We start from the raw sequence: 20,974 nt of genomic DNA, 5'->3' as shown, positions 1-20,974 counted from the left end.
CTTACGCGATGATTAGGGCTTTGAACAAACTTACTGGGCTAGGCATGCCTGTAACTTACCGTGTAGTTTGATATTTAGACGATTATGAGGGGCTTTGTTCGCTGAATCGATTTAGGAAACAAAGCCTGTATTCACTGCCAATATCAACAAATTGAAACCAAAGAGGAGAGTGTGGCTGATCCTTATCGTTGCCACTGGTGTAATCCATGAGAACAGAAAGACTTAATGCACTCAATCCTGCTGATTTACAACGTGCAGGAGAGTTGCTAATTGCGGGCGAACTAGTCGCAGTACCGACTGAAACTGTCTATGGGCTTGCAGCGGATGCCAGCAACCCTGAAGCGGTTGAAAAGATTTTTTCTGCTAAACAACGTCCTAGAAATCATCCACTCATAACTCATATTGGCAGCATCGATCAGCTCTCTCGATGGGTTAAGGATATTCCTGATTGGGTTGCGCCACTTGCCGAGGCGTTTTGGCCTGGGCCGCTGACACTTATCTTTGAGCGTCATCCCTCGGTTTCGGATGTTATAACCGGTGGATTGCCCAGTATTGCGATAAGAATGCCTGATCATCCGGTGCTCTTATCACTATTGCAACAGTTCAATATTGCCGTTGCCGCTCCATCTGCAAACTTACATAAAAAACTGAGCCCGACTAGTGCAGAGCAAGTATTGAGTGGGCTTGATGGAAGGATTGCTGCTGTACTCGATGGTGGGATTTGCTGTGTGGGTACTGAGTCGACTATTTTACGGATAAGTGAAAATCAAGCTGAGATTTTACGAAGTGGTCCATTATCCGCGAGGGATTTTCAGCCCTACTTACCGTTCCCCGTTATTACGCCTGAATGCCATCAAGAAGCGATTTCTGGCAATATGAAAGTCCATTATCAGCCTAATGCCAAAGTCGTGATTTGTGCTGCTGCTTCACTTGCAACGCAATTTTATGCAGAGCCTGAAGCTACGGGGATATTGGGATATTCTGCACAGATGGAAAATATCCATTGCCAACATAAGCTGATATTACCGAACAACCACCAAGGATATCGACAAGCACTTTATGCCTCTCTTTACGCATTAGACCTAAAGGGGATTAAAACACTTTTGGTTGAAGCGCCGCCTCGTCTTGAGGAGTGGGCTGATATTTGGGATCGATTAAACCGCGCGGCTGCGGAATAGCTTCTCTGTGGTAGGGCCCAGTTTTTTGCAAAAAAATGCCCCTCGTTAAAATGTTAACGAGGGGCATATGCTTTTTGATAGCAACCTTTTAATCATCAATAAAATATTTAAAAATCATAATATTGATTTTAATTTATCGGATGCGTTTACTCTTTTACTTCCCGATACAGAATGAGCTAAAAATTTTGCCGAGTAGATCGTCTGAAGTAAAACGGCCAGTGATTTCAGACAGGGCTAATTGCGCCATTCTGAGCTCTTCTGCTAACAGTTCACCTGCGAGATAAACCTCTAATTGCTCTTTACCTAGTTGCAGATGGCTCGCGGCAACATCCAATGCTTCTAGGTGACGACGACGGGCGATAAAGCCACCTTCGAGATTACTCTGATAACCCATCAGCGATTTAAGGTGCTGTTTTAACTCGTCAACACCGAGGCCTGTTTTGGCCGAGATCCTATACACGCTGTAACCTTTTTCTTCGGTCATGGCGAGGTTTTCACCTGTGAGATCGGCCTTATTGCGGACAACGGTCACGCCTAAATTGGCGGGGAGACGATCGATAAAATCCGACCAAATATCGTGGGGATCGACGGCATCCGTGGTGGTGCCATCGACCATAAACAACACTCGATCGGCACTGTTGATTTCATTCCAAGCGCGCTCGATACCGATTTGTTCAACCGTATCTGTGGTATCACGTAAACCTGCGGTATCAATAATATGCAGCGGCATACCATCTAAATGAATGTGTTCGCGCAGCACATCGCGAGTGGTGCCAGCTATTTCGGTCACAATCGCCGACTCTTTACCCGCGAGGGCATTGAGTAGGCTGGATTTTCCGGCATTGGGACGACCAGCAATCACCACTTTCATGCCTTCGCGGATAATCGAGCCTTGCTTGGCACTGGCTTGGACGGCGCTGAGTTTGTCGATGATTTTGTAGAGTGCATTGGCAATTTTGCCATCACTTAAAAAGTCGACTTCTTCATCGGGGAAATCAATCGCGGCTTCTACGTATAAACGCAGATGGGTGACTTGATCCACCAGCTCATGCACTTCCTTCGAAAACTCACCTTGCAGTGATTGCAGCGCGCTTTTAGCCGCTTGTTCACTGGTGGCATCGATAAGGTCGGCAATGGCTTCGGCCTGGGTTAAGTCCAGCTTGTCGTTCATAAAGGCCTGTTCGCTAAACTCGCCGGGTTTGGCGATGCGAATGCCTTCGACTTCTAATACGCGCTTGATCAGCATATCGAGGACGATTTGACCACCGTGGCCCTGCAGCTCTAATACATCTTCACCCGTGAAGGAATTAGGGCCTTTAAAAAACAGTGCGATACCTTGGTCTATCACTTGGCCTGAGGCATTTTTAAAGTCGCAGTAATCGGCGTAACGGGGTTTAGGTAAATGACCCAATACGGCCATGGCCACATCGGTTGCCTTATCACCAGAGATTCGAATGATACCCACGCCGCCCCGTCCGGGCGCGGTGGCTTGTGCCACGATAGTGTCAGTTGTCACGGAAATACCCATTAATATCGATCAAATTACCTAAAGGAAAAGGCGGCCAATGAAGCCGCCTTTTTGAATATGCTGAGCTGTTAGCTCCTATCTAGCGCTTGGGCTTATTTTAAGCCTTTTTTCTCTAGACCTGCATAAATAATCTTCTGCTGGATGATGGCAACAATGTTACCTACTAACCAGTACAGTACCAGACCCGATGGGAACCACAGGAAGAATACGGTAAAGATCACTGGCATCCATTGCATCATCTTCACTTGCATTGGGTCCATTGTCGGTGCGATGGGTTGCATTTTTTGCATCACAAACATGGACACACCCATCAGCAGCGGCAGAATGTAGTATGGATCTTGTACTGATAAGTCGTGGATCCATAACATAAATGGTGCGTGACGCAGCTCGAAGCTCTCTAGCAATACCCAGTATAGGGCAATAAAGATTGGCATCTGTAAAATAATAGGTAAACAGCCACCCATAGGGTTAACTTTTTCCTTCTTATACAGTTCCATCATGGCTTGACCCATCTTTTGACGGTCATCGCCGAAACGCTCTTTTAGTTCCTGCAGTTTTGGCTGTAGGTTACGCATCTTAGCCATTGAGGTGTACTGCGCTTTGGTAAGCGGGAACAGTAAACCACGAACGGTTAAGGTGATCAGGATAATTGCCACACCCCAGTTACCCACAAATGATTGATAGAACATCAATAACCAGTGGATTGGAACGGCTAACCACCAAAGGAAACCGTAATCAACTACTAGGTTTAAGGTATCAGATAACGCAGATAGCGCTTTTTGATCTTTAGGGCCAACATAGAACTGTGAGCTAATTTCTTGCGTTGCACCTGGTGCAATATCATATACCGCGCCACGGAAACCAATGTTCGCTAAACCGCCAGCGCTTACACTCGAGAAAATCGTGTTGCTATCGGTTGCTGGTGGGATCCAAGCTGATACGAAGTAATGTTGCAGCATCGCCGCCCAACCACCGAGAGTCGGTTGATTGAGGTTGCTCTTGCTCATATCTTCAAACTTGTACTTTTCGTAACGTACATCTTGAGTCGAAAACGCGGCGCCACGGTAAGTTGGCATCATCATGCTGCTTTCAGATGGCTTGATGGTCTGTTTAATCTGACCGTACATCTGAACTTGCAATGGAGCAGCTGAGGTGTTGTTGATTTTGTAATCGATATCAACATTAAACTTGCCACGATGGAATACAAACACTTTTGTGTAAGTCACACCGTTATCAGCCACATAGGTCAGTGGTACTTCTAAGGTGTCTTGGCCATCGGCTAAGGTAAATTCAGTTTTGCTGGCGGCAAATGCGGCGCGACCTTTAGCACTGCTATCGATACCATCACGGCCAATTAGGCCACTCTGAGCGATATAAGTGTAATCTTTGGTTTGCTCAAGCAAAACAAATGGCTGGTCTTTACCCTGTTCCAATTTATGTGAAACCAGTGCAGCAAAAACAATATCACCACCCACAGGGTTGATTTGCACATCGAGCTGATCGGTTTTAACCGTGATTAGATTTTGCGTCGCAGCGACTGCTGCTGGCACACCAGTATCCGCTTCTGGAACATCAGCACTGTGATTAGTGGTCGCATTCGCCACTACAGACGATTCGGTTGCAACGGGTTTTGGAGCTTTGTCTGCTTGCCACTGTTGCCACAGCAAAAAGCTGACAAACAGTAGTCCTATTAGCAATATATTGCGTTGAGATTCCATAGCCTATTTATTACACCTGTCATTTTTAGGGGGGACGGGATCACTACCGCCGGGATGCAAAGGGTGACATTTTAATATGCGTTTCAATGCAAACCAACAACCTTTCGCGGTTCCGTGCACTTTTATTGCCTCAATGGCGTAATGAGAGCAAGTGGGATTGAAACGACATCGAGGTCCCAAGATTGGGCTGATGAAGATTTGATAGCCACGAATAAACGTGGTTGCTAGCCATTGTAGCGGCGACTGAGTTTGCGCCATAGCTTTTCTATCAACTTGTTGAGTTCGGCATTTTCCATTTCCATCACCCCATTTCTAACCAGCACAACAATATCAAGATGAGGAATATTGTGTTGATTGAGGCGAAAACTATCTCTGATCACTCGCTTAATGCGATTTCGCTGATTGGCACGTTTTACGTAGCGTTTAGCAACAGTAAGACCCAGACGCGGATGTTGTTCCGAATTAGGAATGGCAAGCAAGGTTATTTCAGCAGAAGATGCTTTGATGGGATTGGAAAATACAGATTTAAATTGCGCGGGAGTTAGCAAGCGTAACTCCCGCGTAAAGGTATAGCTAGTCAACTAGTTATCCACTTAATTAAGCAGATAAACGAGCGCGACCTTTCGCACGACGACGTGCAAGCACCTTACGGCCGCCTGCAGTAGCCATACGAGCGCGGAAGCCGTGAGAACGCTTGCGCTTCAGGTTGCTAGGTTGAAAAGTACGTTTACTCATGATGGCAATCCGTCTTTGTTATTAGTGAACATATCCTTATCTCCACGAATAGAGGTAAGGGTAAAAAAGAGGCCGAATTGTAATCACTTTACTTGTCCCCGTCAACAACGAAAGTCAGCAAGTGGGTTATTTCTGCCAGCGTATCCTTAGATCAACTCCCCCCACACACTATAAGATGTGGATAACTCTGTGTATGGACACTACATCTAGTAGTTAAGAGGATCTGTTAACAGATCAAAGGGGCGCCATTATAGATCAATCTGGATCGCTTAATAAAGCGGGATTTTCCCTATTTGTTGAATAAAAGGATCGAATTTGATCTTTGATGATCGAGGATGCTGACAAAGAATGATCTTGTTGGGGATAATTATTTTTTAAGGATAGCGATCCTTGAGATCTCGCTATAGAATACACCTCTTTTTGATGATCTTTTGGGGATAACTTAGTGGCGGTTTCACTTTGGCAACAATGTATCGGAAGACTGCAAGATGAGCTTTCTGCTCAGCAGTTCAGTATGTGGATCAGACCGTTACAAGCCGAAATGGATGGAGATACTTTGGTGTTATATGCGCCTAACCGCTTCGTGCTCGATTGGGTTAGGGATAAGTACATCAATATCATTAATCAGTTTTTTACTGAGCAAATGGGTAATGATGCGCCTAAGCTACGCTTCGATATCGGTAGTCGTCCGTCCGCGAAAAAGCCAGAACCTGCGCCCGTCGCAGCAGTGCGCGTACCCAATCCCCAAACTAAGGCTTCTGTTGGTACATCATTTAATACCACCGAGCCTGTGACTAACACTAACCATCGCAGCAATATCAATCCAACTTATCAATTCGATAACTTCGTTGAGGGTAAGTCAAACCAACTTGGTAAAGCGGCTGCATTGCAAGTAGCTGAAAATCCAGGCGGTGCATATAACCCACTATTCTTATATGGTGGAACTGGTCTAGGTAAGACTCACTTGTTGCACGCTGTCGGTAACGGGATCATTAAAAATAATCCCAATGCTAAAGTGGTTTATATGCATTCTGAGCGTTTTGTGCAAGACATGGTCAAAGCGCTGCAAAACAATGCGATCGAAGAATTCAAACGCTATTACCGTAGTGTCGATGCACTGTTTATCGACGATATTCAATTTTTTGCCAATAAAGACCGATCCCAAGAAGAATTTTTCCATACCTTTAACGCACTGCTTGAAGGTAATCATCAGATCATCCTGACATCGGATCGTTATCCAAAAGAGATCGACGGGGTAGAGGACAGATTAAAATCCCGCTTTGGTTGGGGCTTAACAGTTGCAATTGAACCGCCAGAGCTTGAAACTCGCGTGGCGATTTTGATGCGTAAAGCCCAAGAGAGCGGCATTAACCTGCCCGATGAAGTGGCCTTTTTTATTGCTAAGCGCTTACGTTCAAACGTACGCGAGTTAGAAGGGGCGTTAAACCGTGTGATCGCCAACGCTAACTTTACTGGTCGCCCAATAACGATTGATTTTGTGCGTGAAGCACTACGTGACCTCTTGGCACTGCAGGAAAAATTAGTCACTATAGACAACATTCAGAAAACCGTAGCTGAATACTACAAAATCAAGATGGCTGATATGTTGTCTAAGCGTCGTTCGCGCAGTGTTGCGCGCCCAAGACAAGTGGCCATGGCGTTATCCAAAGAATTAACTAACCAGAGCTTGCCGGAAATTGGTGATGCCTTTGGTGGTCGAGATCACACCACAGTGTTACATGCCTGTCGTAAGATTGCTCAGCTACGGGAAGAGAGTCACGACATTAAAGAAGATTATGCTAACTTGATTAGAACCTTATCTTCTTAAAATCAAGGAATTTGGACACTATGAAATTTTCAATTGATAGGGACGCCCTATTAAAGCCGCTTCAATTGGTTTGTGGTGCGGTAGAAAGACGCCATAACTTGCCTATTTTGGCAAATCTCCTTGTAGAAGTTAGTGGTCACTCACTCAAATTAACAGGTACTGACCTTGAAGTTGAGTTAGTCGGTCAGGCGGTTATTCATGGTGATATCGAAGAAGGTCGAACTACAGTTCCTGCTAAGAAGCTGTTAGATATCGTTAAATCCTTACCCGAGCAAAGCGAGCTTAAGGTCGAGCAGCAAGATAACAAATGGTTGTTACGCTCTGGCCGTAGTCGTTTTTCGCTGGCAACCCTGCCTGCCGAAGAGTATCCCAATGTGGAAGCCTTTCAGGCGGAAATCGAATTTACCCTTAAGCAAGGCGTGCTGAAGTCGTTGATTGATGCGACCCAGTTTTCGATGGCGAACCAAGACGTTCGTTACTATCTGAATGGTTTATTGCTCGAAACCGAAGGTAATGTGCTGCGCGCCATTGCTACCGACGGTCACCGCTTAGCCTTAAGTCACAGAACCATAGATGCACAATTACCTGAAAAACAAGTGATCGTGCCCCGTAAAGGCGTGATGGAAATGGCACGTTTGTTGGAAGCCGATGATTTAGATATCGCGATTGCCATTGGCGATAACGCGATTCGCGCGACCACCAGCACCACAGTCTTTACCAGCAAATTAGTCGATGGTCGCTTCCCCGATTATCGCCGCGTGTTACCTAAGGGCGGTGATAAAATCGTTATCGCCAGCCGTAACCACTTCAAGCAAGCTTTAACGCGCGCTTCTATTTTATCGAATGAGAAGTTTCGTGGTGTACGCATTCAGTTAGAGGCGGGGTTACTGAAAATCACCGCTAATAACCCAGAGCAGGAAGAAGCGGAAGAAATCATCGATGTGGATTACAACAATCAGCCACTCGAAATTGGTTTCAACGTCAGTTACTTATTGGACGTGCTCAACAACCTTAAGTCCGATGATGTGCGTATCACTTTAATCGATGGGAACTCGAGTGCTTTATTGGAAAACCACTTGGAAGAAGATTCCATGTATGTGGTTATGCCAATGCGCTTATAGTCATCCTATTTCTACGCAGTGCCATACGCCGCTTTTTAGCGGCGTATATGTCTTCAAACCTTATCCCTTGTTGCCTTATTAACTCTAATGGATGTGAAGTGCGGTATGATAACAGTCCTGAGTCTTGGCCTGAGCCGTCGATGCGGTTTGATGAGTAACGCATGAGCCTTATCCGTCTTAATATTGATTCTTTTCGCAATATTCAATTGGCGCAACTGAGCCCGAGTGAGGGGATTAATCTGATCTATGGTCAAAATGGCAGTGGCAAAACCAGTATTCTTGAGGCTATTTACTTTCTCGGGATGGGGCGTTCGTTTCGCAGCCACTTATCCCAGCGAGTCATCAATAACGACCAAGACAAACTAACCCTGTTTGCGACCTTAAATTTACCCCGCGGCGACAGTAAAATCGGTCTGCGGCGTTTTCGCAGTGGCGAAACCGAAGTCAAAATTGACGGCGAAAAGGTCAAACGGCTATCGACTTTAGCTGAAACCTTGCCCATACAAGTCATCACGCCAGAAAGCTTTTCGTTATTGTTTGAAGGTCCAAAATCCCGCAGGCAATTTATTGATTGGGGAGCCTTTCATTCGGACCCACAGTTTTATTCGGCGTGGGTGAATGTGAGGCGAGCTCTTAAACAACGAAATCAACTACTTAGAAATAATTCTCCCTATGATCAAATCCAATATTGGGATCGGGAGTTTGTCCGTTATACCGAGCAGGTCACCGAAATACGAAACCGTTATGTAGACTCGTTAAATGAGCTACTTAAGGGTATAATCGAGGAGTTTTTACCGCAGGTGAATGTTAAGGTTTCATTTACCCGCGGCTGGGATAGCAAAACGGATTTTGCACAACTTCTCGAATCACAATATCCCAGAGATTTGGCTACGGGTCATACCGTCAGCGGTCCCCATAAAGCTGACTTAAGACTTCGTGTAGGCACTTTGCCGGCGCAGGATGCCCTGTCCCGTGGTCAATTGAAATTATTAGTCTGTGCACTGCGTATTGCACAGGGAAAGTTGCTCAAACAACAAATAGATAAACACAGTATTTATCTTGTGGATGATCTTCCATCCGAGTTGGATGCACAGCATAGGCAGCTATTGCTGAAACAGCTAGTGGACACTGGTGCACAAGTGTTTGTGACCGCCATTGAGCCAGCAGCAATAGTCGATTCGTTACACACGCCTCCCAGTAGGATGTTCCATGTGGAACACGGACGTGTAACGGTAATTGAATAACCATTGAGAGAATAATATGTCAGAGAATAGTTACGATTCTTCGAGTATTAAGGTCCTTAAGGGCCTTGATGCAGTACGTAAGAGACCTGGGATGTATATTGGTGACACCGACGACGGTACGGGTCTACATCATATGGTGTTCGAAGTAGTCGATAACTCTATCGATGAAGCCTTAGCGGGCCATTGTACTGATATCACAATTACTATCCATGTGGATGGTTCGGTTTCTGTTAAGGATGATGGCCGTGGTATTCCGGTCTCTATCCATGAAGAAGAAGGTGTATCGGCCGCAGAAGTTATCATGACGGTACTGCATGCTGGTGGTAAATTCGACGATAACTCCTATAAAGTGTCAGGTGGTCTGCACGGTGTGGGTGTGTCGGTGGTCAACGCGCTTTCTAAAAAGCTGCAATTAACCATTCGTCGCGATGGTAAAGTCCACGAGCAGTTTTACACCCATGGTGTACCTGATGCGCCAATCAAAGAGATTGGTGATGCAACTAAAACGGGTACCGAAATCCGTTTCTGGCCAAGTGAGCAAACTTTCAGTGATGTTGAGTTTCACTTTGAAATCCTGGCTAAACGGGTGCGAGAACTATCGTTCCTTAACTCTGGTGTGGGGATTCGCTTAGTCGACGAGCGTGATAATAAAAACGAATTCTTTAAATACGAAGGCGGTATCAGCGCATTCGTTGATTACTTGAACCGTAATAAAACGCCGGTAAACAAAGATGTATTCCACTTTATGCAGGAGCGTGACGACGGCATTACCGTTGAAGTGGCGATGCAGTGGAACGATGGTTACCAAGAAAACATATTCTGTTTTACCAACAACATCCCGCAGCGTGACGGTGGTACTCACTTAGCCGGTTTCCGTAGTGCGTTGACACGTAACCTCAACAACTACATGGAAAACGAAGGTTATAACAAGAAAGGCAAAACCAACGCGACTGGCGATGACGCCCGCGAAGGTTTAACGGCTGTTATCTCGGTTAAAGTGCCCGATCCTAAGTTCAGCTCGCAAACCAAAGACAAGCTAGTGTCTAGCGAAGTTAAAGCCGCGGTTGAACAAACCATGGGTGAAAAGCTAAACGACTATCTGCTTGAAAATCCTGCCGATGCTAAGTTAATCGTTGGTAAGATTGTGGATGCGGCTCGTGCCCGTGAAGCGGCGCGTAAAGCCCGTGAAATGACCCGTCGTAAAGGCGCGCTCGATTTAGGTGGTTTGCCTGGTAAGCTGGCGGATTGCCAAGAGAAAGACCCTGGTCTTTCAGAAATCTACATAGTGGAAGGGGACTCTGCTGGCGGTAGTGCTAAGCAGGGACGCAATCGTAAGAATCAAGCGATTCTGCCACTGAAAGGTAAAATCTTAAACGTTGAGAAAGCTCGTTTCGATAAAATGCTTTCCTCTCAAGAGGTTGCAACACTAATCACCGCACTTGGCTGTGGTATTGGTCGTGATGAATACAACCCCGATAAGACTCGCTACCACAACATTATCATCATGACGGATGCTGACGTCGACGGCTCGCACATTCGTACCTTGCTGTTGACCTTCTTCTTCCGCCAAATGCCTGAACTGATTGAGCGTGGTTATGTGTATATTGCTCAGCCGCCTTTATTCAAAGTGAAGAAAGGTAAGCAAGAACAATATCTGAAAGACGAAGCGGCACTGACTCAGTATCTGACCACTCAAGCGTTAGATGGAACCAGCATTTATCCATCTCAAGGTGCGCCAGGTATGTCGGGTGAGCCATTAGAGCGTTTAGTGACGCAATACCGCGAAGTAGAAGCGATTGTTGCCCGTTTAGAGCAACGTTATCCAACCCATATCACTAATCGGATGCTTTACCACCCAATGATCAGCAATGAGATGTTGGCCGATGAAGCTAAGATGAAGGAATGGATAGACGCCTTTATCCATGAGTTGGTGGAATTAGAAAACAGCGGCGTGCTGTATTCTGGTGAGCCTGTACTCGATCCTGAGCGTAAAGTGTATCTGCCAAAGATCACCATTCGTAAACATGGTATCGACACGCATTACCTATTTAGCTATGACTTCTTCCAATCAATGGATTATCAACGTATTGCTAAGTTAGGTGCAGCCCTAGAAGGCTTGATTGAAGTCGGTGGTTATGTGCAACGTGGCGACCGAGTGAAAGAAGTTGGTAGCTTCATTGAAGCACTAGATTGGACTATTTCTGAAGCTAAACGTGGTTTATATATCCAACGTTATAAAGGATTGGGTGAGATGAACCCTGAGCAATTGTGGGAAACCACAATGGATCCTGAATCACGGCGTATGCTGCAAGTGACCATTGATGACGCCGTCGGCGCAGACCAATTGTTTACTTGCTTGATGGGCGATCAAGTAGAACCTCGTCGTGAGTTTATTGAAGCCAACGCGCTGAACGTAGCTAACTTAGACGTTTAATATCTAAACGTTTAATATCGTTTTTTACAGACTAAAGTGATTGATAAGAAGGGAAAGCTTTGCTTTCCCTTTTCTTTTGCAAAAAATTACCTATCAACACCCGCCTCATCAGCTTTGACAATTTCAGTCTCCGCTTTTGCGGCAGTTATCCAAGCCTGCATTTCTGGCTGGCTCACAATAAATTCCATATACGCTCGGCTCGCTTGCGAGACTTCAATCTCATAGGTAAAGAAGCGCATTACCACTGGTGCAAACATCATATCGGCGATTGACCACTGGCCAAATAACCAAGTGCCCTGATTTTTGGATGGGGTAAACTCAGTCATTTGCTGAGACCAAATGCTGTCGATCCGAGCAATATCTTGCTGAACCGCGGGGTTAAGCTCGACATATCGACGGGCACGGATATTCATAGGCAGGGCATTTCGCAGGGCATGAAAGCCTGAATGCATTTCACAGGCGAGGGAACGAGCTTTGGCTTTTTGTTTTGGCTCTTGTGGCCATGCAGCGCCTGAAAGATAACAATCATTGATATATTCACAAATCGACAGTGAATCCCAAACGGTAATGTCACCATCGACCAGTGTTGGTACTTTTAGCGTTGGTGAAATAGATTGGAGTTGCTGGTAGAAGCTATCGGTATCGAGTTGTAATAGCACTTCATCGAACTTAACGCCTGATTTCGCAGCCATTAACCAAGCTCGGAGCGACCAGCTAGAGTAGTTTTTATTGCCGATATAGAGTTTCATAAGCGCCTTCCAATTTTGAGTCGTGCTAATCACTATACATTATGTTTGTTTTTCACCGAGCGGTTAAGTTGTTGCATACTCATTTCAGCCATTAAAATTGCTCACGCTATCAAGCTAAATTGGACTATGGTTTCACGTGAAACAATTCGACTTGGTAACCTTATCTTAAGTTTGGCAACATATACTCAAGCTGCACATAATACTGATAGTGGCTGCTCTAGCATATCAATTACAATGGACGGATAATGTAATACTGGCTCAGTAAACACAGCTTTCATAGGTTGGAATATTTTGATTAAGTCCATATTCAACAAAATTTTTAATATCCGTGAACAAGCAACACTTGAGCGACCTAAAAGCTTTAGTCAGACCGATCTCAGCAAACCTATAACGACAGCGTTACCTAAAAAACGTGTAGAAGAGCAATGTGATACTTCGATGAGTATTGACTTAGCGGCGCTGTTTTATAGTTTGTTATTCCCCGCCAGAACCAAAGATGCTGGTGGCGTTGCTAATAACCTTGAACGGCGAGTAATGGCTGAAATAGAGCTCGCCTTAGCATCGCCACAAGTGATAGCAGAAAAGGTGCTTAAGCTTCCCTCTAAGGTATTGGAGTTAGACCGTAAGTTAGCTGATCCACAGTTTGATACTAAAGACTTGTTGGCGTTAATCGAGCAAGATCCCTTACTGAGTGTCGAAGTGCTTAAGTTGTGTAACTCACCGGCCTTTAAGCGTGGCGAGCGGGAAGTGACTAGCTTGCAGCAAGCTTTAGTACAACTTGGCCGTGAACAGTTACGTTGCTTTGTGACTAGCTGCCTAGTGCGTGAGATGCTAGATATTAAACCCATTTATTTTCGGCGTTTTGGCGCTGAGATTTGGCGTCATTCAATGCAGGTGGCCTTTTTAACTAGCGAGCTGAGTGAAGAAGATAGGGATACCGCATTCCTATTAGGATTACTGCATGATGTGGGTAAGCTCGCCATCTTCAAAATGTTGCTTGATGCTTTTGTGCAAGCAGAGCCTGGTGAGCAGCCAAATTCTTGGTTATTCCGACAAGTGATGACGGCCAAATCACTTACCTTAAGTGCGTTATTAGCAAGATATTGGCAGTTACCCAGTATTTTTGAAGCTGAACTGGATAAACTTGCCCACGTACATACCCGGCCGCATGAGGGGATTGCCGCAGTGGTTTGGCGCGCGAATATCATCAGTGAGATTTCGATGCTGCAGCAAGCGGGTAAATTGCCTGCTGACATGCTGAGCAACTTGTTAGCCTTGGTTGGACTCGATCAAGTTCAATTTGAGGCGTTGCATGAAAAACTCCAGCAATTTTAATAAATTGCAGCCAATAAAAAACGCGCTATCAGCGCGTTTTTTATTGGTACCTAACGTGTGACTTACTGGAGTAGAGAAATATCCGCTACATGTAAGAATTGCTCACGTAGATTATTTAGCAGGGCTAAACGGTTGTTTTTCAATGCTTCGTCATCCGCCATAACCATCACGTCTTCGAAGAACTGGTCAACGCTTTCACGTAAGCTCGACAGCAGTGTCAATGCCTGTTGGTAATCAGCATTTGCAAACAGTGGAGCGAGTTGAGGCTGCAGTTCGGCAAGCTTAGCGGCTAATGCTTGTTCTGCGGCTTCGGCTAACAGAGCCGAGTTAATCGCTGTAGGTAATTCGCCTTCCACTTTCGCCAGAATGTTAGACACACGCTTATTCGCCGCAGCCAGAGCGCTAGAAGCTTCTAAGCTTCTGAAGTGTGATACCGCATTGATACGGCTATCAAAGTCAGCTGGGCGAGTTGGGCGACGTGCTAACACGGCGAGGATCACATCAACATCGATACCTTTATCTTGGTACCAAGCACGGAAACGTGCCATTAAGAACTCAAGCACTTCATCGCTTGCATTCGCGTTGCTTAAGTTGGTTCCATGGAGTTCCTGAGCCTTAGCAATTAGGGTCACTAAGTCTAGTGGCAACTTGTTCTCAACGATAATGCGTAGCACACCAATGGCGGCGCGGCGTAGAGCAAATGGGTCAGCTGCGCCCTTAGGTGCCTGACCAATACCGAAGATACCGACTAAGGTATCGAGTTTATCCGCTAAAGCGACTGCGCAAGATACCGCTGCCGTCGGAACTGTATCGCCAGAGAATTTTGGCTTGTATTGCTCTTCCATGGCTAAGGCTACGGCTTCAGTTTCACCGTCTAGGCGGGCGTAATGCATGCCCATAGTGCCTTGCGTATCGGTAAACTCCATCACCATATTGGTCATTAAGTCTGTTTTAGACAATAAACCAGCGCGCGCTGCATCAACTGCGTTAGCGCCAGTTTGCTCGGCAATAAAGGCGGCTAGGGCAGAGATACGAGTCACTTTGTCTTTTAAGGTGCCGAGCTGTTGCTGGAACAACACAGTCTCAAGGCTTGGCAAACGTGATTCTAGCGTGTGCTTCTTATCGGTATTAAAGAAAAACTCGGCATCGGCCAAGCGTGGACGAACCACTTTCTCATTACCAGCAATGATTTGCGCTGGATCTTTTGATTCGATATTGGCGACAAAGATAAAGTTTGGCAGTAACTTACCGGCATCATCGAATACTGGGAAGTATTTCTGATCGCCCTTCATCGTATAAACCAAGGCTTCTGAAGGCACGTTCAAGAACTTCTCTTCAAAGCTTGCGGTTAATACGACTGGCCATTCAACTAAAGAGGTGACTTCTTCCAGCAGGTCGTCTTCGATATCGGCGGTGCCACCAATCTTAGCGGCCGCTTTTTCGGCATCGGCTTTGATTAAGGCTTTACGGCTTTCGTAGTCGGCGATGACTTTACCTTTTTCTTTCAGCAGTGTCAGGTAGTTGTCTGCACGGTCAAGCTCGAAGCCTGTACCCATAAAGCGGTGACCACGAACATTACGTGCCGATTTAATGCCGAGCAATTCACCTTCGATTAACTCACTGCCTAACAGCATAGTGGCGGTGTGAACTGGGCGAATGAATTGTGTCTTGCTGCTTCCCCAGCGCATTGGCTTAGGAATGGGTAACTTATCCAGCGCACGTTGTGCCATAGCAGCAATTAAGCTCTTGGTTTCAACACCTTCTACTTTGGCGTTATAAACCAGCCATTCGCCTTTGTCGGTCACCAAACGCTCAGCTTGGTCAACAGTGATACCGTTACCACGTGCCCAACCTTCTGCGGCTTTGGTTGGTTTACCTTCGGCATCGAAAGCTGAGCTGACAGCTGGGCCGCGTTTTTCAACGATTTTGTCCGCTTGAGCAATAGCCAGTTCAGTCACATTAATGGCTAAACGACGGGGTGCTGCATACCAAACAGCTGATTTAAAAGCTAAATCAGCTTTGGTTAACTCTTCGGTAAAGTTCGCTAAGAAAGACTCAGCCAGTTTACGCAGCGCCTTTGGTGGCAGTTCTTCAGTGCCTAACTCGATGAGTAAGTTTTCAAAATTCATGTGTTACCTCTACTTACACATTGGGAAGCCAAGCGCTTCGCGTGCCTGATAATAGGATTCAGCAACGGCTTTGGCCATTGTACGAACGCGCAGGATATAACGCTGACGTTCAGTCACTGAAATGGCGTGGCGTGCATCGAGCAGGTTGAATGCATGCGAGGCTTTCATAACTTGCTCATAGGCGGGTAGAGGTAATGGTTTTTCAAGCGATAATAAGTGCTGACACATCTTTTCGCATTGATCGAACAGGGCAAACATAAAGTCGACGTCTGCGTGCTCAAAGTTATAGGTCGATTGCTCAACTTCGTTTTGGTGGAACACATCGCCGTAGGTGATGCGACCCATTGGGCCATCGGTCCATACTAGGTCGTAAACGCTATCCACACCTTGGATATACATGGCGAGACGCTCTAAACCGTAGGTGATCTCACCCGTGACAGGGCTACACTCTAAGCCGCCGACTTGTTGGAAGTAAGTAAACTGAGTCACTTCCATGCCGTTTAACCAGACTTCCCAACCCAGACCCCAAGCGCCTAGCGTTGGTGATTCCCAGTTGTCTTCCACAAAGCGAATGTCGTGGATTTGTGTATCAATACCAAGAGCTTGCAGAGAACCTAAATAGAGTTCTTGGATATTATCCGGTGACGGTTTTAACACGACTTGGAATTGGTAGTAGTGCTGCAGACGGTTTGGGTTTTCACCGTAACGGCCGTCGGTAGGGCGGCGCGATGGCTGCACATAGGCACTGCTCATTGGCTCAGGCCCTAAAGAGCGTAGGAAAGTTTGTGGGTGGAATGTACCCGCACCGACTTCCATATCTAGAGGTTGAACGATTGCACAGCCTTGCTGCGCCCAATATTCCTGTAGGGTTAGAATGAAACCCTGAAATGTTTTTACGTCGTGTTTCGTCGTCATGTCTACTTGTCTACTGCCGTCAGCTTTAATAGAAAATGGTTTCGATTATACCTTGTAGATCTCTGCTTATGTAGGTTATTTTTTACCTTCTTCGTTAAAACGTTAAGGTAGATAGGCCATGGAAGAAATCCGCTGTAATTGGGTCAGTGATGATCCCTTGTATCGCGAGTACCACGATAAGGTGTGGGGGCGTCCAGTTTATGATTCGAAGGAGTTGTTTGCTAAGCTCTGTTTAGATGGGCAACAAGCGGGGTTGTCTTGGATTACAATCTTAAAGAAGCAGCAAAACTACGAACAAGCCTTTGCGGATTTTGAGCCGGCTGTGATTGCCACTTTCGACGACGCTAAAGTGGAGGAGTTGATGGCTAACCCAGGAATTGTGCGTAATCGCCTTAAGATCCATTCGATTATTCGTAATGCAAAAGGATACTTAGCCTACACTGCGGATGGCAAAGATTTTTCTGAATTTCTGTGGAGCTTTGTTGGTGGCAAGCCATTGGTGAATCAATTTACCTCCATGTCGCAGGTGCCTGCGCAAACACCTGAATCAGAGGCCATGTCTAAGGCATTAAAAAAGCTTGGCTTTAACTTTGTTGGTCCGACGATTTGTTATGCTTTTATGCAGGCGGTGGGAATGGTGAATGATCATCTTGTTGACTGTATTTCTTATCAAGCTTGTTGTGATCATCAATAATTAATTCATTCATTTTGCTTTGATGGGCAGCGAAATAGAAAAGGCATGTTCCACGTGGAACATGCCTTTTGTTATTTCACCTTGTTGAGATTAGATTTTCTCAAAGAAGAAAGGTTTACGCTGTTGCTTGTCACCATTGAGTTGGTTCATCGACTCAGCATCAAACAACTTACCATTGACCATGGTATAAGTAACTTTATCTGTGACTCGAATATCCGTTAATGGATCTCCATCGATAACGATTAAGTCTGCAAGCTTACCGGTTTTAATTGAGCCAAGTTGATGCTCTAGGCCGAAGGTGGTGGCTGGGTTAATGGTCGCAGTTTTGAGTACATCCATATTGCTCATGCCACCTTGGGCGAACATCCACATTTCCCAATGGGCGGCTAAACCTTCACGTTGACCGTGGGCGCCAATATTTGGATGAATGCCTAATTTATTAAACTCATTCGCCACTTTAGCAACGTTAAAATGGTTGTAGTGGCTGTCTGGTGCATGGGGACGACGCATAGAGCGAGCCTGCAAAATATCGCTTGGCACATACATAGACAGGCGCGGATGGGCCCACACATCTGTCTTATCATACCAATAGTTTTCACCCGAAATACCGCCGTAGGCGACGACCAAGGTTGGAGTGTAACCGACCTTAGTTTGGCTCCAGAACTGTTTAATATCGTTATAAATATTTGCCACGGGTAACGAGTGTTCTACGGTGGTATGGCCATCGGCAACCATGGTCAGGTTATGTTGCAGTAAGCTGCCACCCTCTGGCACGACCATCATTTCGAGTTCACGAGCGGCGGCGATAAGCTGTTGTCTTTGATTACGACGCGGTTGGTTGTAGCTCTTAACGCTAAAGGCACCAACTTTTTTGAGTCGCTCTAAATGGAATTTTGCATCATCGAGTGAGTCGATATGCGAGGTGTAGCCGGGAGCATTTGCGCCGTAGAGAATTGTTCCAGTGGAGAACATCCGCGGGCCAACGATATTACCAGCTTTTTGCTGTTCCGAGGCGGCAAAAATCTCAGTGGTATCGTTCGATGGATCATGGATGGTCGTCACGCCTAGGGATAATCCAGAGTAGAGCGCCCAGTTTTGTTGGGGCACGATTTCATCATCGGCCTGGGCGCCATGGGCGTGAGCGTCAAACAAACCTGGCATAATGGATTTGCCGCTTATATCGATAACTTGTGCATCCTTTGGAATTGCCGTGTTAGCGTCGCCAACAGCAACAATATGATTGTCTTTGACGATCACTACACCCTTATCAATGACTTGGTCATTTTCCATGGTGATCACTTTACCGCCGACAAAGGCGACTGTTCCACGTGGAACATCAGCTTTTTCAGTAAAGCCTAAATTGATAATGCTTGGCTTAGCTTGCACGTCCTTTTTGAGATACTGCGAATCAACACCGGCTTGGTACAGTTCTTGGCCAAGAGTCCAATAGAGTTGATTACTCTTGCTATTCCAACTGATACTTTCGCCAGCTCGCACACTTAACTGAGTGACAGGAAGATTACTGGCGTTAGGGCCGATTTCAACGGTTTCACCATGTTTAGCAAAGGGCGTCACCCAAACTTTAAAGCGCTCGGCAAAGGCGAGCTGTTTACCGTCGGGTGAGACTCTAAATTCGGTTGCATGCTTACTGCTGTAGTGAACGCGCTTATCAAACCCATCCAAGTTAATAGAGGCAAGCTGCGGTGTGTCATCTTCACCACTATTCATAAAAAATATGCGATCGGCTGAGGCTCCGAATTGTGCTTGATAGCCTTCTGCGGAGATTTTCTTATTTTGTTTGGTTTTTAAATCGACCTTGTACAGGCCTGGTTCCTGCGACCAAGTTCGAGGTGTGAGATGGCCGCCTTGGGTTTTACGATACACCACAAGTTCGCCATCGGGAGAAAAGGTGGGCTCGACGTATTTTCCTGGCTCAGTGGTAAGTTGTTTCGCTTTGCCACCTTTAGCGCTGATCACTTGTACTGTGCCTTGGTCTTGGTCATTCCAAGTTGTGAAGACAATATTTTTGCCATCACGCGACCACTGGGGATAGAGTTCTTCGATATTGTTATCTAACTCGGTTAAGCGCGACATCTTGCCATCGGGAAGTGTCTTCAACCAGATTTTACCCAATGCTTCGAAGGCGACCTTACTGCCATCCGGTGAAACTTGTGCCATTCGCAGCATTTTTACATCGAATACATCTTTATCAATATCTTGTTTAAAGCGTACTGAAGGCTGAACGTCTAATTGGGTTTTTACAGAAAATGGAATATCGGTGACCGTTTTATTAGCAACGTTGAGGCGGTTAATTTTGCCCTTAGCCCAGAAGAAGATGTCTTTGTTGTCTGGAGTCCATGCCATCGTCGGGTAAACACCATGGATTGCCCAAGTCTCTTGCATATCGCGGTCTAAATCACCGAACAGTTTAGTGGTTTCACCGGATTTCAAATCAAGCAAATATAAGGATGATTGGAAATCATCACGCTTGATGTAGGCCAGTTTGGTGCCATCAGGGCTTGGGGTTGGGCGAATGGCTCCGCCAGTCCCTTCGATCAGAATTTCGATATCACCTGTTTTAGTATCGTAACGCTTGATTTTATAGATGCCGTTTACTGAGTCTTTGGAATAATGGAAGGTTTTTCCTGGGGTGTCATCTTGACTGAAATAGATATAGCGACCATCGGGTGAATAGGCGGGTTCACCTAAGTCTTTCTCATCATTTGGGCGTTCGGTGAGTTTTACACCTTCGCCACCTGCTACATGGTAGAGCCAGACTTCGCCGGCACCTAAACTACGACTGGCGGTAAAATGTTTACGACCCACTAAATATTGCGAATCAGGGCTCCACGCTGGGCTGTTGAGTAAGCGAAAAGTTTCTGATGTGACGGTGCGTGGATTGCTGCCATCGGCATCCATAATCCAAATATTGTCACCACCATCCGCATCCGAGGTAAAGGCGATGTGTTTACCATCAGGGCTATAAACTGGCTGCATTTGCCAGGCTATGCCTTGTGCTAATGGTTTAGCTTCGCCACCCGTGACTGGGATTTTATAAATATCACCGAGTAAATCGAATACTAAATGTTTGCCGTCTGGACTGACACTGATGTTCATCCAAGTGCCTTCACTAACATCAATTTTGACTTTTTCTAGCGGCGCATTAGTGGGGGCGTTTACATCCCAGCTTGGTTTTTGCGCTTCATCCGCGTGAGCTATGAGGGGATTTAGGCTCAGTATTAGTGCGATATAAAGCGGGGTCAGTGTAGGTCTAAACATGCTATATCCTGTTATCGTTATTTTAGGGTGTGGTTGTTATCAAATAAGATAAACATTTGTAAATGCTGTGTAGGTTATCGCACAAAT

The 20,974-nt window shown here is 45.9% G+C and carries 16 protein-coding genes; 7 read left to right on the top strand and 9 right to left on the bottom strand.

Annotated features, from left to right (window positions below):
* Positions 1-206 precede the first annotated feature (206 nt).
* On the top strand, positions 207-1,178 hold the full coding sequence (locus IEY09_RS18070) for an L-threonylcarbamoyladenylate synthase (RefSeq protein ID WP_188872121.1): 972 nt from the start codon (positions 207-209) through the stop codon (positions 1,176-1,178).
* Between the two features lie 154 nt (positions 1,179-1,332).
* Here the strand turns inward: IEY09_RS18070 and mnmE are convergent, their stop codons facing one another.
* The 5 genes from mnmE to rpmH form a co-directional block, all read right to left on the bottom strand.
* Positions 1,333-2,694 (bottom strand): tRNA uridine-5-carboxymethylaminomethyl(34) synthesis GTPase MnmE, encoded by a 1,362-nt coding sequence (gene mnmE, locus IEY09_RS18065; RefSeq protein ID WP_188872118.1) that lies wholly within the window; start codon positions 2,692-2,694, stop codon positions 1,333-1,335.
* 104 nt (positions 2,695-2,798) lie between these two features.
* The gene (gene yidC, locus IEY09_RS18060) at positions 2,799-4,424 is read right to left on the bottom strand and encodes a membrane protein insertase YidC (RefSeq protein ID WP_037429332.1); all 1,626 of its coding nucleotides are present in this window, start codon (positions 4,422-4,424) and stop codon (positions 2,799-2,801) included.
* Between the two features lie 3 nt (positions 4,425-4,427).
* Complete coding sequence (gene yidD, locus IEY09_RS18055; protein WP_037413461.1) at positions 4,428-4,682, bottom strand: membrane protein insertion efficiency factor YidD; 255 nt, start codon at positions 4,680-4,682, stop codon at positions 4,428-4,430.
* On the bottom strand, positions 4,649-5,005 hold the full coding sequence (gene rnpA, locus IEY09_RS18050) for a ribonuclease P protein component (protein WP_011070422.1): 357 nt from the start codon (positions 5,003-5,005) through the stop codon (positions 4,649-4,651). The genes yidD and rnpA overlap by 34 nt, the downstream gene beginning before the upstream one ends.
* A gap of 16 nt (positions 5,006-5,021) precedes the next feature.
* Positions 5,022-5,159: a 50S ribosomal protein L34 gene (gene rpmH / locus IEY09_RS18045; RefSeq protein WP_011070423.1), complete on the bottom strand. Its 138-nt coding sequence runs from the start codon at positions 5,157-5,159 to the stop codon at positions 5,022-5,024.
* A 445-nt stretch (positions 5,160-5,604) separates the two neighbouring features.
* Between rpmH and dnaA the strand changes: the two genes are divergently transcribed.
* From dnaA to gyrB, 4 genes are all read left to right on the top strand, one after another.
* A complete protein-coding gene (dnaA, locus tag IEY09_RS18040) occupies positions 5,605-6,987 on the top strand; it encodes a chromosomal replication initiator protein DnaA (RefSeq protein ID WP_037413464.1) in 1,383 nt (460 codons plus the stop codon).
* 20 nt (positions 6,988-7,007) lie between these two features.
* Positions 7,008-8,108, top strand: a complete 1,101-nt coding sequence (dnaN, locus tag IEY09_RS18035; protein ID WP_037429330.1) for a DNA polymerase III subunit beta — start codon at positions 7,008-7,010, stop codon at positions 8,106-8,108.
* A 161-nt stretch (positions 8,109-8,269) separates the two neighbouring features.
* Positions 8,270-9,352, top strand: coding sequence for a DNA replication/repair protein RecF (gene recF / locus IEY09_RS18030; protein WP_188872116.1), 1,083 nt, complete (start codon positions 8,270-8,272; stop codon positions 9,350-9,352).
* A 16-nt stretch (positions 9,353-9,368) separates the two neighbouring features.
* Positions 9,369-11,786, top strand: coding sequence for a DNA topoisomerase (ATP-hydrolyzing) subunit B (gene gyrB / locus IEY09_RS18025; RefSeq protein WP_088586444.1), 2,418 nt, complete (start codon positions 9,369-9,371; stop codon positions 11,784-11,786).
* Positions 11,787-11,872: 86 nt separating this feature from the next.
* Here the strand turns inward: gyrB and IEY09_RS18020 are convergent, their stop codons facing one another.
* Complete coding sequence (locus IEY09_RS18020; RefSeq protein WP_088586445.1) at positions 11,873-12,535, bottom strand: glutathione S-transferase family protein; 663 nt, start codon at positions 12,533-12,535, stop codon at positions 11,873-11,875.
* Positions 12,536-12,826: 291 nt separating this feature from the next.
* Here IEY09_RS18020 and IEY09_RS18015 point away from each other — a divergent pair, with 291 nt between their 5' ends.
* Complete coding sequence (locus IEY09_RS18015; RefSeq protein ID WP_088586446.1) at positions 12,827-13,870, top strand: HDOD domain-containing protein; 1,044 nt, start codon at positions 12,827-12,829, stop codon at positions 13,868-13,870.
* Between the two features lie 62 nt (positions 13,871-13,932).
* Here IEY09_RS18015 and glyS read toward each other — a convergent pair whose 3' ends face one another.
* Both glyS and glyQ read right to left on the bottom strand, forming a co-directional pair.
* Entirely contained in the window at positions 13,933-15,999 is a 2,067-nt protein-coding gene (gene glyS, locus IEY09_RS18010; RefSeq protein WP_188872114.1) for a glycine--tRNA ligase subunit beta, read from the bottom strand.
* A 9-nt stretch (positions 16,000-16,008) separates the two neighbouring features.
* Positions 16,009-16,914: a glycine--tRNA ligase subunit alpha gene (glyQ, locus tag IEY09_RS18005; RefSeq protein ID WP_011070431.1), complete on the bottom strand. Its 906-nt coding sequence runs from the start codon at positions 16,912-16,914 to the stop codon at positions 16,009-16,011.
* 118 nt (positions 16,915-17,032) lie between these two features.
* Between glyQ and IEY09_RS18000 the strand changes: the two genes are divergently transcribed.
* The gene (locus IEY09_RS18000; RefSeq protein WP_047538192.1) at positions 17,033-17,608 is read left to right on the top strand and encodes a DNA-3-methyladenine glycosylase I; all 576 of its coding nucleotides are present in this window, start codon (positions 17,033-17,035) and stop codon (positions 17,606-17,608) included.
* A 90-nt stretch (positions 17,609-17,698) separates the two neighbouring features.
* Here the strand turns inward: IEY09_RS18000 and IEY09_RS17995 are convergent, their stop codons facing one another.
* Entirely contained in the window at positions 17,699-20,887 is a 3,189-nt protein-coding gene (locus tag IEY09_RS17995; RefSeq protein WP_188872112.1) for an amidohydrolase family protein, read from the bottom strand.
* Between the last annotated feature and the right edge of the window lie 87 nt (positions 20,888-20,974).

The sequence above is a fragment of the Shewanella xiamenensis genome, assembly GCF_014647135.1.
Classification (GTDB): Bacteria; Pseudomonadota; Gammaproteobacteria; order Enterobacterales; family Shewanellaceae; genus Shewanella; species Shewanella xiamenensis.
Note: the sequence above shows the minus strand (reverse complement) of the source record. Positions and strands in the feature narration are given on the sequence as shown.

Bases quoted from the DNA above. Each gene is read 5' to 3' on its own strand.
- IEY09_RS18070 (WP_188872121.1), top strand. From the start codon at position 207: ATGAGAACAGAAAGACTTAATGCACTCAATCCTGCTGATTTACAACGT.
- yidC (WP_037429332.1), bottom strand. From the start codon at position 4,424: ATGGAATCTCAACGCAATATATTGCTAATAGGACTACTGTTTGTCAGC.
- yidD (WP_037413461.1), bottom strand. From the start codon at position 4,682: ATGGCGCAAACTCAGTCGCCGCTACAATGGCTAGCAACCACGTTTATT.
- rpmH (WP_011070423.1), bottom strand. From the start codon at position 5,159: ATGAGTAAACGTACTTTTCAACCTAGCAACCTGAAGCGCAAGCGTTCT.
- dnaN (WP_037429330.1), top strand. From the start codon at position 7,008: ATGAAATTTTCAATTGATAGGGACGCCCTATTAAAGCCGCTTCAATTG.
- recF (WP_188872116.1), top strand. From the start codon at position 8,270: ATGAGCCTTATCCGTCTTAATATTGATTCTTTTCGCAATATTCAATTG.
- gyrB (WP_088586444.1), top strand. From the start codon at position 9,369: ATGTCAGAGAATAGTTACGATTCTTCGAGTATTAAGGTCCTTAAGGGC.
- IEY09_RS18020 (WP_088586445.1), bottom strand. From the start codon at position 12,535: ATGAAACTCTATATCGGCAATAAAAACTACTCTAGCTGGTCGCTCCGA.
- glyS (WP_188872114.1), bottom strand. From the start codon at position 15,999: ATGAATTTTGAAAACTTACTCATCGAGTTAGGCACTGAAGAACTGCCA.
- glyQ (WP_011070431.1), bottom strand. From the start codon at position 16,914: ATGACGACGAAACACGACGTAAAAACATTTCAGGGTTTCATTCTAACC.
- IEY09_RS18000 (WP_047538192.1), top strand. From the start codon at position 17,033: ATGGAAGAAATCCGCTGTAATTGGGTCAGTGATGATCCCTTGTATCGC.
- IEY09_RS17995 (WP_188872112.1), bottom strand. From the start codon at position 20,887: ATGTTTAGACCTACACTGACCCCGCTTTATATCGCACTAATACTGAGC.